We start from the raw sequence: 14,002 nt of genomic DNA on the forward strand, positions 1-14,002 counted from the left end.
GCGCCGCGTTAATCTTTTAGCGGCGGCTGAAGGGGATGTCATGCCCTGTGAGGCGGGCCGCGTGGAGCGCGCGCCCCCTCCCTATCCTCCCCCGGCGAGCGGGAGAGGGAAGGCGCGCGGTCAACGCCCGAACGACGGCCAGCCGGGAAGGGGTTACGCCGCCTTCTTCTGCGGCAGGAATCGCCCGTAAAACGTCTCGCCCTTGGCCGCCATGTCGCGAAGCAGTTGCGGCGGTTCGAAGCGGGGGCCATGGCGGGCGGCGAGCGCGTCGCAGAGCGCGACGAAGGCCTTGGCCCCCATGCCGTCGATGTAAGAGAGCGTGCCGCCGGTGAAGGGCGCGAAGCCAAATCCGAGGATGGAGCCGACATCGGCTTCGCGCGGGTCGGTGACGACCCCCTCGGCGAGGGTGCGCGCCGCCTCCACCGCCTGCGTGACGAGGAAGCGCTGCTTCAATTCCGTCACATCGATCGTGTCGGGGTCGAGATGGGTCTGGGCGAGCGCCGAGAGCCCAGGCCACAAGCTCTTTTTGCCGTCGGGCTGGTAGTCGTAAAAGCCCTTGCCGTTCTTGCGGCCATAGCGGCCGTTTTCCTCGACCATGAAGCGCAGCACGCGCTCCTGGCGCGGGTCGACGGCCTTGTCGCCCAGATCTTTCTTGGTGGCGTTGAGGATTTTCCAGCCGAGATCGAGCGCCACTTCGTCATTGAGCGTGAGCGGCCCGACCGGCATGCCGGCCATGCGCGCGACATTCTCGATCATCGCCGGCGGCACGCCCTCGATGAGCATGATCTGGCCTTCGCGCACGTAATTCAGCACGCAGCGGTTCGCATAGAAGCCGCGCGAATCGTTCACGACGATCGGCGTCTTCTTGATGATGCGAATGAAGTCGAGCGCGGCCGCCAGCGCCCGGTCGCCCGTCTCCTTGCCCATGATCACTTCGACGAGGAGCATCTTCTCGACCGGCGAGAAGAAATGAATGCCGACGAAGTTCTCCGGACTCATCGAGGTCTCGGCGAGCGAGCTGATCGGCAGGGTCGAGGTGTTGGAGCCGAAAACGACGTCGCCGCCGACGACCGCTTGCGCCCGCGCGGTCGCTTCCGCCTTCACGGCGCGATCCTCGAAGACCGCCTCCAGAATGAGGTCGCTGCCCGCAAGCGCGGCGTAATCGGCGGTCGCGGTCACGCGCGCCATCAGCGCGTCTTTATCCGCCTGCGTGGCGCGCCCTTTGGCGACGGAGCCTGAAATGAGCTTGTCGATCGTCGCCTTGCCCTTGTCGGCGCTTTCCTGGTCGCGGTCGATGAGCACGACCTCAATCCCGTTCAGCGCGCTGACATAAGCGACGCCCGCGCCCATGAAGCCTGCGCCGAGAACGCCGATCTTCTTGAGCGTCGTTGGCGGAATCTCAGCAGGCCGATGCGCGCCCTTCTCGAGTTCGTTTTTGGACAGGAACAGCGAGCGGATCATCGCCGCGGCTTCCTTCGAGCGCAGAATATGCGCAAACCAGCGCGACTCGACGTCGAGCGCCTGATCCATCGGCAGTTGCAGCCCTTCATAGGCCGCATGCAGAATCGCCTTGGCGGCCGGATAATTATCGTAGGTTTCGCGGCGATAGATGGCGTTGGCCGCCGGCCAGATCATCATGCCGGTCGGCGAGAAGACCTTGCCGGAGGGGTTTTTGAAATCCTTGGCGTCCCACGGCGCCTGCGCCTTGCCGCCATTGGCGATCCACGCCCGCGCGCGCGCCACGATCTCTTCGCGCGGCGCAATTTCGTGCACGAGCTTGGCGCCGAGCGCCGCTTTCGGCTTGAGCTGGTCGCCGCGGAAAAGGAATTGCAGCGCGTCGCCGGTCTGCATGATGCGCGAAACGCGCTGCGTGCCGCCGGCGCCGGGGAAAAGCCCGACCTTGATCTCCGGCAGGCCGACCTTGGTCTTTTCGTCGTCCGCCATCACGCGGTAGTGGCAGGCGAGCGCCAGCTCGAACGCGCCGCCCAGGCAGACGCCCTGAATCGCGACGGCGAAGGGCTTTCCGCAGGTCTCTAACTTGCGATAGAGCTTCGAGAGTTTGCGAGAGGTCTCGAAAAACAGCTTGTTCGCCGCTTCCTCGCCCTGCTCCTTGCGCGCTTTGGCATATTCGGCCGCGCCCTGCTGCAACATGGAGAGATCGGCGCCGCCGGAAAAAGCGCTCTTGCCGGAGGCGATCACGCAGCCCTTGATCGCAGCGTCGGCGACGACCGTGTCGACGACCTGTTCGAGTTCGCTCATCACCTCGGGCGTGATGACGTTCATCGAGCGGCCGGGCATGTCCCAGGTGAGGAGCGCCACGCCGTCGGCGCCGGTCTCGAAGCGGAAATTGGCGAGGGTCATTTCAGTGTCCTCAATTCGATCCATTCGTCACTCTAGAAGGCGACGATGTTCCTGGGCGACGTTGGATGGCGGCGCTTTGTTCGCACTGCCGCCTGCGCATGTTCCATCACACCCGTTCGATAATCGTCGCCGTGCCCATGCCCGCGCCGATGCAAAGCGTCACCAGCGCGGTGGACTTGCCGGTGCGCTCCAGTTCGTCGAGCGCCACGCCGACGAGCATCGCGCCGGTTGCGCCGAGCGGGTGGCCCATGGCGATGGCGCCGCCATTGGGATTGACCTTCGCCGGATCGAGATCGAAGGCCTGCAGATAGCGCAGCACGACGGCGGCGAACGCCTCGTTGACTTCGATAAGGTCGATGTCGTCGAGCGTCATGCCGGCGCGGTCGAGCACCTTACGCGTCACGTCGACGGGGCCAGTCAGCATGATCGCGGGCTCTGAGCCGATGTTGGCGAAAGCGCGAATGCGCGCCCGGGGCTTGGCGCCGATCTTGTCGCCCGCTTCTTTCGACCCGACGAGCACCGCCGCCGCGCCGTCGACAATGCCCGACGAATTGCCGGCGTGATGCACGTAATTGAGCTTCTCGATCGCCGGATAGGCCTGGATCGCCACGGCGTCGAAGCCGCCCTGTTCGGCGTAGAAGGCGAAAGACGGCTTCAGGCTCGCGAGCGCCTGCATATTGGTGTCGGGGCGCATATGCTCGTCGTAATCGAGCAGCGTAACGCCATTCACATCCGTCACCCGCACGATGGATTTGGCGAAGCGGCCCTCCCGCCACGCCACTCCTGCGCGCTTTTGCGACTCGACGGCATAGGCGTCGACGTCGTCGCGCGAGAAACCGTATTTCGTCGCGATGAGATCGGCGGAGACGCCCTGCGGCATGAAATAGGAGGGAATGGCGATCGTCGGATCGACCGACCAGGCGCCCCCCGAGGCGCCGATGCCGACGCGGCTCATCGATTCGACGCCGCCGCCGATCGCGAGCTCGTGCTGGCCCGACATGATTTCGGCGGCGGCGAAATTCACCGAGTCGAGGCCCGAGGCGCAGAAGCGGTTGATCTGCACGCCCGGGACTTTGTACGTGTAGCCGGAAGCGATGGCGGCGGCGCGCGCGATGTCGCCGCCCGCCTCGCCGACGGGATCGACGCAGCCGAGAATGACGTCGTCGACTTCCGGGCCTTGAAGATTGTTGCGCGCCTTGATCGCCTTCAGCGCCGTATTGGCGAGGCCGAGCGAGGATACTTCATGCAGCGAACCATCCGGCTTGCCGCGCCCGCGCGGCGTCCGGACGGCGTCGTAAATATAAGCCTCGGGCATGACGTTTCCTCTCGTTTTCTTCTCTCTCGCGCGGACCCCGCCCGACCCCGCTTCGCGGGGCCACCCTCCCCGTAAAAGGGGAGGGAGGGGGCGGCGAGGCTGTCATTTCCTTGCGCGACGCCTGGTTGCGCCGCTCGGTGTTCAAGTCCTGCCCCGCGCGCCCTAGAACATCTCCGGCGCAAGCGACATCATCGTGTCGGCGCCGGCGCCAATGCGCGCGAGTCGCAGCGACGTCTCCGGCAGCATCCGCTCCATGTAAAAGCGCGCGGTGACGAGCTTCGCGTCCATGCGCGCGGCCTGATCGGGCTCACGCGCCTTCTTGTCCAGCGCAACGGCGGCGATCTTGACCCACATCAGCGCCATCGCGACGCGGCCGAGGAGATGCATATAGTCATAGGACGCCGCGCCGGCGTTGTCGGGCTTGGCGAGCCCATTCTGCATGAGCCACATGCTCGCCTTCTGCAAGTCGTTCAGCGCCGCCTGGGTCGGCGCGACGAAGGGCCTCATGGCCTCCTTGTCGCCATGCGACTGCAGCAGTTCGGCGCCGTCCCTGAAGAAGGCCATGATCGCGCGGCCGCCCTCGCGCGGCAATTTGCGGCCGACGAGGTCGAGCGCCTGAATGCCATTCGCGCCCTCGTAGATCATGGCGATGCGCGCGTCGCGCACGAACTGCTCCATGCCCCATTCGCGAATGTAACCATGGCCGCCGAAGACCTGCTGCGCCTTCACCGCATTGTCGAAGCCGATATCCGTCAACACGCCCTTCAGCACCGGCGTCATCAGGCTCAGCCGATCTTCCGCCGCCTGCCGCGCCGCGGCGTCTTCCGAGCGATGCGCGACGTCGCTGTCGAGCGCGGCGGCGAGCGTCAACCCGCGCGCCGCCTCGTTGAACGCCTTGATCTCCATGAGCATGCGGCGGATATCCGGGTGCACGATGATGGGATCGGCTTTCTTGTCCGGGTATTTTGGTCCCGACAGGGCGCGGCCCTGCAGGCGCTCCTTCGCATAGGCGACGGCGTTCTGATAGGCGACTTCCGATTGCGCGAGGCCCTGAATGGCGACGCCGAGCCGCGCCTCGTTCATCATCACGAACATCGCGTTGAGGCCGCGATTGGCTTCGCCGACGAGAAAGCCCTGCGCGCCGTCGTAATTCATCACGCAGGTCGAGTTGCCGTGAATGCCCATCTTCTCTTCGATGGAGCCGCAGGAGACGCCGTTGCGCGCGCCCAGCGAACCGTCGGCGTTCACGGAGATCTTCGGCACAATAAAGAGCGATATCCCCTTCACGCCCGCCGGCGCGCCCTCGATGCGCGCGAGCACGAGATGGATGATGTTTTCAACAAGGTCGTGTTCGCCGGCGGAGATGAAAATCTTCTGTCCCGTGATCGAATAGGAGCCGTCGCCGCGCGGAACCGCCTTGGTGGTCAGGAGGCCGAGATCGGTGCCGCACTGCGGCTCCGTCAGATTCATGGTGCCGGTCCAGCGGCCTTCGGCCATTTTGGGAACGTAAAGCCGTTTCTGCTCTTCCGAACCATGGGTGAGCAGCGCGGCCAGCGCGCCCTGCGTCAGGCCCGGATACATGGCGAAAGCCATATTCGCCGCAGACGCATATTCGCTCATCGGCGTCGACAACGTGAAGGGCAGGCCTTGACCGCCATATTCCTCCGGCACGGGCAGGCTGATCCACCCGCCCTCGGCGTAGGCCTGAAAGGCCGATTTGAAGCCGGCGGGCGTCGTCACGCCGCCGTCGGCGTCGCGCCGGCAGCCATTGGCGTCGCCGGATTGGTTGAGCGGAGCGAGGATCTCTTCGCAAATCTTGCCGGCTTCGCCGAGAATCTGGGCGAGAACGTCGGGGCTGACGTCGGCGAATCCTTTCAGATTGCCGAAACGCTGAAACTGCAGCACGTCGTTGAGGAGAAAAAGCGTGTCGTCAACAGGCGCTCTATAGCTCGGCATCGATTTCTCCCGCCAAAGGTCGACTCCCAGTCGCTGTGCGCGGCCCGGAGGAGACGCCGTTCGCGTCTTAGGTAGAGAGGGCGCGTGGCGCGCGCAATAGGGGCGTGAACATAGCTCAAGTGGTTTACCGATAGGCGCGGCGGCTTGCCCGAAACGGAATAAGGCGAGCATGGCTAATCATTTGTTTCGTAAACATGAACGAAGGTTGACAGATTGCCGGAGCTTTAACGGCTTGTTTACCGCAAACAGAGGAAAGTCGCTCACGGCGCCGTCTCGGCCATCTATGGTTAACGCTCCGATTCGCGGGCGCTGTCGAGCCGACCCACGGGTTGTTTTCGTTCACTCTTCTCTCGAGCCATCCGCAACAGACGGGCTTGCCGGATACGCACATGACCAAGGCACTTTCCCGCAAACACCGTGGACTCGACGACGACGCCGGCGGCTCGGCCCGCGCGGAAGCGCGCCGGTCCGGGAAACGCCTCGGCGCCTGGCTGGACGATGTGATTCGGGCGGAGGCGGAGGCTTTCGACGAGGAGGCGTTCGACACTGACGATGACGACGATCGGGTCGAAACGATCGCGCGGCGGCTCGCGCGCGGCGGCGGCGCGCGGGACGACCGTGAGCGCGCCGATGAACCTCGGCCGCGCCGCTGGCGCGACGACGCGCGGGAGCTCAGGGCGGAACCCCGCCGGCGCCGCGACGAAGCATTTCACGAGAAAGACCATGACGAGCCCCGGCGCGAGTCGCGCGGGCGTCGCGCCCCACGCCGCGACCAGCAGGAGATTTTCGCCGACGCGGCGGTGGTCCTCGGCCGTCGCATCGCCCACAGCGAGCGTCAGACCGCGCGCGCCCTCGACAATCTCGCTGGCCTGGTCGAAGACGGCGAGTTGAGCCGCGAGAGCGCAGAAGAGGGCTTGGCGTTCCTGGCGAAGCGGCTGGGGCGCATCGAGTCGCGCCTATCTGAACAGCCGTCCGCGGGCGCGAACGCGCGCCCCATCCGCTCCGCGCTGGCGCGGCTCGAGGCGCGGCTGGACGAGCTTTCCGACGCGGACCGCGTCTCCGACGTCGAGCGCGCGCTCGAGGGGCTCGACCAGCGCCTGGAGGAGATCGCCCGTCGGCTCGACCCCGAGCCCCGCGCGCGCGACCGCGCCCCGAGCCCGGCCGCGGATCATGCCGAGCCGCCGCCCCGTCGCCCGCTCGACGCGGCGATCGCCGAGATCACCCGCCGGCAGCGCGCGCTCAACGCCGCCGAGCCGACGCAGGGGCCAAAGCGGCCCGAGCCGGCGCCGGCTGTCCCGTCGCCCGCCGCGCCCGTCGTTCCGCCCCCCGCGCCCGCGCCGGATGTCTGGGACGGCGCGCCCCCGGCAGAGCGTTTCGCCGCGGTTCACGCCTCGCTCGACTCGATTTCGTCGCAGCTCGAAACGGTGCGGCAGGGCGCCGCGCAGCGCGCCGATCAGCAATTGGTGGGGATGCGTCAGATCGAGGGCCTGCGCCGCGACCTCGAGGAGATGTCCGGGGCGATTGGCGACCTCGCGCCCCGCGCCTCGGTCGCCGCCATCGAGACGGCGCTGCACGATCTCGCGCGGCGCGTCGAGACGCAGCGCTGCCGCGGCGTCGCCGATGATCTGCTGGCGCCGGCCGAGCGGATCGCCGGCGAGTTGCGCGCCGCCATCCGGGATCTCGACCCGAGCCCGATCGTCCGTAATCTCCACGCCGACGTGCTGACCATCGGGCGCCGGCTCGACTCGCTTCAGCAGCCGAGCCCCGGCGACGCCACGCTCGTCCGCGACCTCGTCGCGCGGGTCGGCGAAATCCGCGAGCAGCTCGCAGCGCTCGCCGCCCGTCCGCTGCCGCTCGAGAAGATCGAGACGCGCCTGGTCGACCTCGCCCAGCGCGTCGACGCGTTGACGCGCACGGGGGTCGGCGTCGCCGCCAAGGCCGCGGCCGCCCTGGACATGGGCGAGGTCGCGCGCTCGATCCGCGCGATCGTCTCAACCGAGACGAACGCCAGTTTCGACACGTTCAACGGCCGCCTCGAACAGCTCGCCGGCAAGGTGGACGCGCTCGTCGCCAGCGCCGGCGGCAAGCGCATCGACGAATTGGGCAAGCGCATCGACGATCTCGGCCAGATGATCTCCAAGCGCTTCGAGAACGGCGCGGCGCAACGCGTCGACACCTCCGGGCTTGAGAAGCTCGTGGCGGGTCTCGCGCGCAAGCTCGATACGGCGCTGGAGCACAAGCCCGAGACGCCCGCGCTAGAGGAGATCGGCCGCAAGCTCGACACGCTCGGAACGCGCTTGCTGCCCGACGCCGTCTCGGCCGAGGCGATCGCGCGCATCGAGGGCATGCTCGCGAGTCCTCCCGCGGAAAAGCAGTTTCGTGATCTCGCTCAACGTATCGACGGGATGCGCGAGACGCTCGCGCAACGGCTCGAGCAGGGGGGCGCCGAGGGGCCCGCCATCGGCGCCATCGAACATCTGGTGCGCGGACTGGATCGCAAGGTGGAGACGGCGCTCGCCGCGCATGCGCACGCGCCGGACATCGAGCCGCTCCGCCGCCAGCTCGAACAATTGTCGCAAAAGATCGACCGTCTCGACGATCCGGGCGCCCACTCGACGCTGAGCGCGGCGGCGACGCGCAATCCGCAGCTCGACGACATCGCCGCGCGGCTCGACCGCATGCAATCGGCGCTGGCGCATCGCGTGGAGGAAGCCTCGCCGGCGGCGCGCCAATTCGAAATGGCCGAGCTTGTCGAACAGCTCGCGGCGCGCATCAATCAGGCGGCCGACTCGCAAGGCGACGCGGAGGCGTTCAGGGCGCTCGAGACGCAGATCGGCGCCTTGTCGAAACGTCTCGACCGCAACGACCACAATGGCGCCGCCCTCGCCGCCGTCGAAGGGAAGATCGCCGCCCTCGTCGCGCAGATGGAGGAGACCAAAAGCGCCACCTCTTTAGCCGCCGAGGAGGCCGTACGTCGCGCCACGCAGGAGATCCTGCGCGAGGCGAGCCCCGGCCCGGGCGCCTTGCGCGCGGCGCTTGAGCGCGAGCTCGCCGACATTCGGGACAAGCAGGACGCAAGCGGCCAGCGCACCCATGAGACGCTGCTCGCGGTGCACGAAACCCTCGAACGCGTCGTCGATCGTCTGGCGATGTTCGAGGACGAGCTGACCGAAATTCGAACCGGCGTGACCGCGCCCGCAAAAGCTGGCGCAGCCGCGCAGCCGGCGTCCGCCGCGGAGCCGCGTCCGCCGTCGCGTCTCACGGATGACGACGAACTCGGCGATTTCCTCATGCCGCCCGGCGCGCCCCGCCCGCAGCGACGCGAGACCGCCTTCGCCGCGGCGCCGGAATCCGCGCAGATGGATTTCATCGCGGCTGCGCGCCGCGCCGCTCAGCAGGCTGCGCGCGACGCCGCCGCCGCCGAAACGGCGTATCAGGAACGCCGCAACGCCGCCCTGCGCGCCGAAGCCTTCGCCGAGAGCGGCGAGCGGGCGCCAGAGAGCAAGAGCGGCGGCCTTCTCGCGGCCATTCAAGAGCGCAAGCGGCCGTTGTTGCTCGGCCTCGGCGCGCTGGTGCTGATGATCGGCGCCTATCAGATCGCCCGCGTCGGAATCGAGGGCGCGGATAAATGGCGCCAGGACAGCCGCCATGCCGAGGCCGCCCACACCGAGAGCGACGCCGAGCCCGAAGCCGCCCCGGGGCCAGGCGCCCCCGCGCGTACGGGCGCCAGCCAGGGCGCGGCGAAGACGCCCGCGCTCGCGCGGGCGACGCCCGCCCGCCCCTCCGCCAACGCGCCGGAAGCGGCGCCCCGCCCTCCGGCCGCTCCGCCGCCCAGGATGCTCGCGCCGCAGGCCGAAACGCCGGGGCCTCTCGACAAGACCCCCGTCGGCTCGATTGGCGGAGCGGGCCTCAATCCGCTGCCGCCGCCGGACGCCGTCGTCGCCATCCGGGCGCTCGCCGAGGGCGGCGATCCGGGGGCGCAATATGAACTCGCGCTGCGCATGGCCGAGGGGCGCGGCGTGCCGCGCGATCCGGCGACCGCCGCGCAATGGTTCGAAAAGGCCGCCGGGAAGGGCGTCGCGCCGGCGCAATACCGGCTTGGTTCTCTCTATGAGAAGGGACTAGGCGTCGCGCGCGACTACTCGCGCGCCCGCAAGCTCTATCAATCCGCCGCCGAGGCGGGGAACGCCCGCGCCATGCATAATCTCGCCGTGCTGCTCGCCGAAGGCGGCGACGGCGGCAAACCGGATTATGCGGTGGCCGCCGAGTGGTTCCGCAGGGCGGGCGAATATGGCGTGCGCGACAGCCAGTACAATCTGGCGATCCTCTACGCGCGCGGGCTCGGCGTCGGCCAGAGTCTCGTTCAGTCCTATGTCTGGTTTTCCGCCGCCGCCGAACAGGGCGACGCCGACGCCGCCAAGAAGCGGGACGAAGTCGCCACCCGGCTCGACTCCAAAGAGCTGACCGCGGCGAAGGCCGCCGCCGCCGCCTTCCACGCCAAGGAGCCGCCGCGGACGGCCAATGAGGCGCCGGCGCCCGCTGGCGGCTGGGAGAAGGCGAAGGCCCCAGGCGCACCGGGGCCCGCGACGCGGCCGCCGACGAAGCCGAAAATCTCCGCAATTTGAAGGAGATGAACGTAAAAGCGTCACCAATTCGCCGCGCATTTACGATTCATCGACCATCGGTGGCTAACGTCGCGATGGAAGGCTATTCGTCCAAACCCCATCGCCCTTTGGGAGAGTTTTCCATGCGCAAGTTCCTCGCCGCGATTCTCGCCGCTTCGGCGATCGGGGCCCTGACGCTTCCGGCCGCGCCCGCAAGGGCCGACTCGGCCGGGCCCGCCATCGCCGCCGGCATTGGCGGCTTCGCGCTCGGCGCCATCGCCGGCGGCGCGCTGGCTCAGTCGGCCCCGCCCGTCGTCTATGCGCCGCCGCCGCCGCCGGTCCGCTGCTGGACCGAGCGCCGGCCGGTGTTCGACGAATATGGCGAAGTCATTGGCTCGCGTCCGCGCCGGATCTGCGAGCAGTAAAGCGGCCGCCACAGTTCCAAAAGCTCAACATGCGCCGGATCGCCGCAGGCTGTCCGGCGCATGTTTCTTACCCGCTGGCATGTCGGTTGCTCAGTCGTTCCCGCCAAAGAATTCCAAACGGCGAAGAGAGACGACATGACGAGTATTGCCGACACCGCCTTCAAGACGCTGGAAGAGCAGGGCCGCCTTCTCAACGCGGTGCTGAAAGGCCCGACCGAAAAGCCCGGCCGCTTTGGTTTCCGTGGCGAATTGGCGCTTATTTTCCAGGAGCAGCTCGCCGACGAGAAGCGTCCGCCGGAGCGCTCGGTCGATCAGGTGATCGCCATCGCGAATGTCGGAGAACCGACAATCCCGTTCTTCGCCTGTTATCTTCATTCCTTCGAATGGCTGACCGACCTCGCTAAGGTGACGAAGGGCCTGTTCTCGCCTGAAGGAAAATATTTCATCTTCTGCAACAACATCGACCTTCTCGCCAAATATGAGGTCGAGATCGACGGCGTCACCTACCACGTGCTGCCGATCGACGAAGCGACGGTCTATAACGAGCTTCTCGAACTTCTTTATCTCGACAAGGGCGATCTGAAGAAGCTGTCGACCGGCGGCAAGACCGATGCGGTCGCCGACGCGGCGCTGGGCTTCAATGCGCGCTTCGACGTGATCAGCTACGCGCAAGGCGTCGAGCGCATGGGCCCGGTGCGCAACCGGAACGCCAACCGGCCGGTCTGAGGAGGCGCCGGGCCTCTCGGCCGCGGAGACTCCCGGCTTTGGGCGGCGCGGTCTCGCGCGCGCGTCGCCTTTGGCTCGGGAGCGCCGCTTTCCGTGAAAAAAACGTCTTCTTGCGATAGGCTTTGGCAATGAAGACGAATCATCTGCTGGCGGCCTCGGCCGCGCTCGTGCTTTTCGCGGCTCCGGCGCGCGGCGAGTGGTCCTCCTGTCTCGGGGGCCTGCGCCATGCGGCGGCGGGGGCGGGCGTCAGCCAGCAGACCGTCGCCGCGGCGACCGATGGGCTCGAGCCCAACGACGCCGTGAGCTTCATGGACAAGCAGCCCGAGTTCACGACGCCGGTGTGGGACTATGTCGCGGGCCTCGTCGACGAGGAGCGCGTCGCGGAAGGGCGCGTCCTGCTGCAAAAATATTCCAGCGCCCTGCACGCCGCCGAAGCCCGTTATGGCGTCGATCCGGCGACGGTGGTCGCGGTCTGGGGCGTCGAGTCGGATTTCGGCAAGAGTTTCGGCAAGCGGCCGGTCGTGCAGTCGCTCGCCACGCTCGCCTGCGAGGCGCCGCGCCGCAACGACTATTGGCGCAAGGAATTCGTCGCGGCGCTCAAGATCCTCGACAATGGCGACATCCGCGGCGACGAGTTCATGGGCTCCTGGGCCGGCGCCTTCGGCCATACGCAGTTCATGCCCTCGACGTTCCTCGGCACGGCGGTCGATCTCGACGGCGACGGCCGCCGCAATATCGCGAGCTCCGCCGCCGACTCGCTCGGCTCGACGGCCAATTTCCTCAGAAAGAGCGGCTGGCGCGCCGGCGAACATTGGGGTTTCGAGGTCCGCTTGCCCGAAGGCTATTCCGGACCCTCCGGCCGCACCCACAAACAGCCCATGTCGTTTTGGGAGGCGCGCGGAATCACGCGGCTCGACGGCGGCGGGCTCGGCGGCGGATCGGCCGGCCTGATGCTGCCCGCCGGGCGCAACGGCCCGGCCTTCCTCGTGACCAAAAACTTCGACGCCATTTATTCCTACAACGCGGCGGAGTCCTATGCGCTGGCGATCTCCGTCCTCTCCGACATGCTGCGGGGGCGCCCCGGCATTCAGACTCCCTGGCCGACGGACGATCCGGGATTATCACGCGCCGAACGGCGCGAATTGCAGGCGCTGCTCACGCGCGCGGGCTATGACGTCGGCGACGCCGACGGCGTGATCGGCACGAAGACCAAGGAGGCGATCGCCGATTATCAGAGCCGCGTCGGTCTGCCGCGCAACGGCCGCGCCAGCCTCAAAGTGCTCAAGGCGCTGCGCGGCGGATAAGGGTCGATCAGGAGGCTTCGATCTGCTCCTGCTGCGGCGCGACGAGCGGTTCGGGCTGCGGCGCCTTTTGCGCGCCGGCGGCGATTTCCTGGGCGATCCAGGCGGTCCCGAGCTCCCAGACGACGGCGAGCACGACCGGGCCGACGAACAGTCCCGCGACGCCATGCGCCAGAACGCCGCCGATGACGCCGATGAAGATCACCGGAATGGGCGTCGAGAGTCCATGCGCGAAGATGAAGGGCTTCAGCACATTGTCCATATAGTTCACCGTCAGCATGCAGAGCGTCAGCGCCAGCGCCCCGGCGGTGGGGAGCACGGTCCAGGCCCAGAACACGACCGGCGCGACGATGATGAGCGGACCGATCTGCACAATGCCGAGGACGAGAATGGCGATTGTCAGCAGGCTCGCCCCGGGCACATTCGCCAGGAACATGCCGATCCCGCCGACGACGGCCTGCATGATCGAAAGGCCCATCACGCCGCGTGAGACGGCGTTGATCGTCGCCCCGGCGATATCGAGATATTTGTGGCCGTTGGACGGATCGATGCGCCGCGCCAGCGCCCGCACCCCGACCATGAGCGGCGCGGCATAGGCGAGCAGGAAGCCGGACAGGATCATCGACAACAGGAATTTCAGCGTGCCGACGCCGGCGTTGCGCACCATGCCGAGCAGATATTCGCCGACCGGTTTGAGCTGCGGCAGAATTTGCGCCAGGGCGCTGTGCAGATTGGTCGAGGCGAGCGCCCAGAAAGTAAAGATCTGCTCTCCGACAATCGGCCAGTTCTTGACCGCTTCGGGCGGCGGTGGAACGGCGATGTCGCCATTGTCGAATCCGGCGATCAGGCCCTTTACCGGATCGATGAAGCCGACGCCCATCCATGTCGCCGGCCCGATGACGAGAAGCAGCGCCGCGAGCGTGATTAGCGCGGCGGCGACAGTGGGGCGCCCGCCGAGCGCCGCCGCGAGCCGGTCGAAAAGCGGGTAAAGCGCCACGGCGAGCACGACGCTCCAGACGATCATCGCGCCGAAGGGCGCGACGATTGCGAAGGTCCAATAGGCCAGGAAGCCTATGACGAAGAGGCGGACTGACAATTCGATGAAGACGGCGTTGAAGCGCCGCTCGGCGCCGCTGAAGCTAAGCTGTTCCTCGGTCACTCGGGTTGTCCATTGTGCGCTGCGTTGAAATTACAGTGAACGGCCCCTTTCCCGCTGGCAAGAGGCGGGGGCGCGCACCGATCGCGGCGGCTCGGATTTTCGAATGCGCTTAAGCTGTAGCATGGTGTCCTTAAAATGCGCCTGTTTCCGATATC

The 14,002-nt window shown here is 67.3% G+C and carries 8 protein-coding genes; 4 read left to right on the top strand and 4 right to left on the bottom strand.

The window, feature by feature from the left end; translation table 11 throughout:
- Positions 1-153: 153 nt before the first annotated feature.
- The 3 genes from ACETII_RS13135 to ACETII_RS13145 form a co-directional block, all read right to left on the bottom strand.
- Entirely contained in the window at positions 154-2,361 is a 2,208-nt protein-coding gene (locus ACETII_RS13135) for a 3-hydroxyacyl-CoA dehydrogenase NAD-binding domain-containing protein (RefSeq protein WP_472788168.1), read from the bottom strand.
- Between the two features lie 106 nt (positions 2,362-2,467).
- Positions 2,468-3,676 (bottom strand): acetyl-CoA C-acetyltransferase, encoded by a 1,209-nt coding sequence (locus ACETII_RS13140; protein WP_472785797.1) that lies wholly within the window; start codon positions 3,674-3,676, stop codon positions 2,468-2,470.
- A gap of 162 nt (positions 3,677-3,838) precedes the next feature.
- Positions 3,839-5,632: an acyl-CoA dehydrogenase C-terminal domain-containing protein gene (locus ACETII_RS13145; protein WP_472785798.1), complete on the bottom strand. Its 1,794-nt coding sequence runs from the start codon at positions 5,630-5,632 to the stop codon at positions 3,839-3,841.
- Between the two features lie 389 nt (positions 5,633-6,021).
- Between ACETII_RS13145 and ACETII_RS13150 the strand changes: the two genes are divergently transcribed.
- From ACETII_RS13150 to ACETII_RS13165, 4 genes are all read left to right on the top strand, one after another.
- Positions 6,022-10,257: a peptidoglycan-binding protein gene (locus ACETII_RS13150; RefSeq protein WP_472785799.1), complete on the top strand. Its 4,236-nt coding sequence runs from the start codon at positions 6,022-6,024 to the stop codon at positions 10,255-10,257.
- 122 nt (positions 10,258-10,379) lie between these two features.
- Positions 10,380-10,661, top strand: a complete 282-nt coding sequence (locus ACETII_RS13155; protein ID WP_472785800.1) for a hypothetical protein — start codon at positions 10,380-10,382, stop codon at positions 10,659-10,661.
- A 135-nt stretch (positions 10,662-10,796) separates the two neighbouring features.
- On the top strand, positions 10,797-11,387 hold the full coding sequence (locus ACETII_RS13160; RefSeq protein WP_363346483.1) for a hypothetical protein: 591 nt from the start codon (positions 10,797-10,799) through the stop codon (positions 11,385-11,387).
- 128 nt (positions 11,388-11,515) lie between these two features.
- Positions 11,516-12,691, top strand: a complete 1,176-nt coding sequence (locus ACETII_RS13165; protein WP_363346485.1) for a lytic murein transglycosylase — start codon at positions 11,516-11,518, stop codon at positions 12,689-12,691.
- Positions 12,692-12,698: 7 nt separating this feature from the next.
- Here the strand turns inward: ACETII_RS13165 and ACETII_RS13170 are convergent, their stop codons facing one another.
- Positions 12,699-13,847 carry an AI-2E family transporter gene (locus tag ACETII_RS13170; protein ID WP_363346487.1) on the bottom strand — a complete coding sequence of 383 codons (1,149 nt, stop codon included), beginning with the start codon at positions 13,845-13,847 and terminating at the stop codon, positions 12,699-12,701.
- Between the last annotated feature and the right edge of the window lie 155 nt (positions 13,848-14,002).

It is taken from the genome of Methylocystis sp. NC52PC (genome assembly GCF_055698645.1).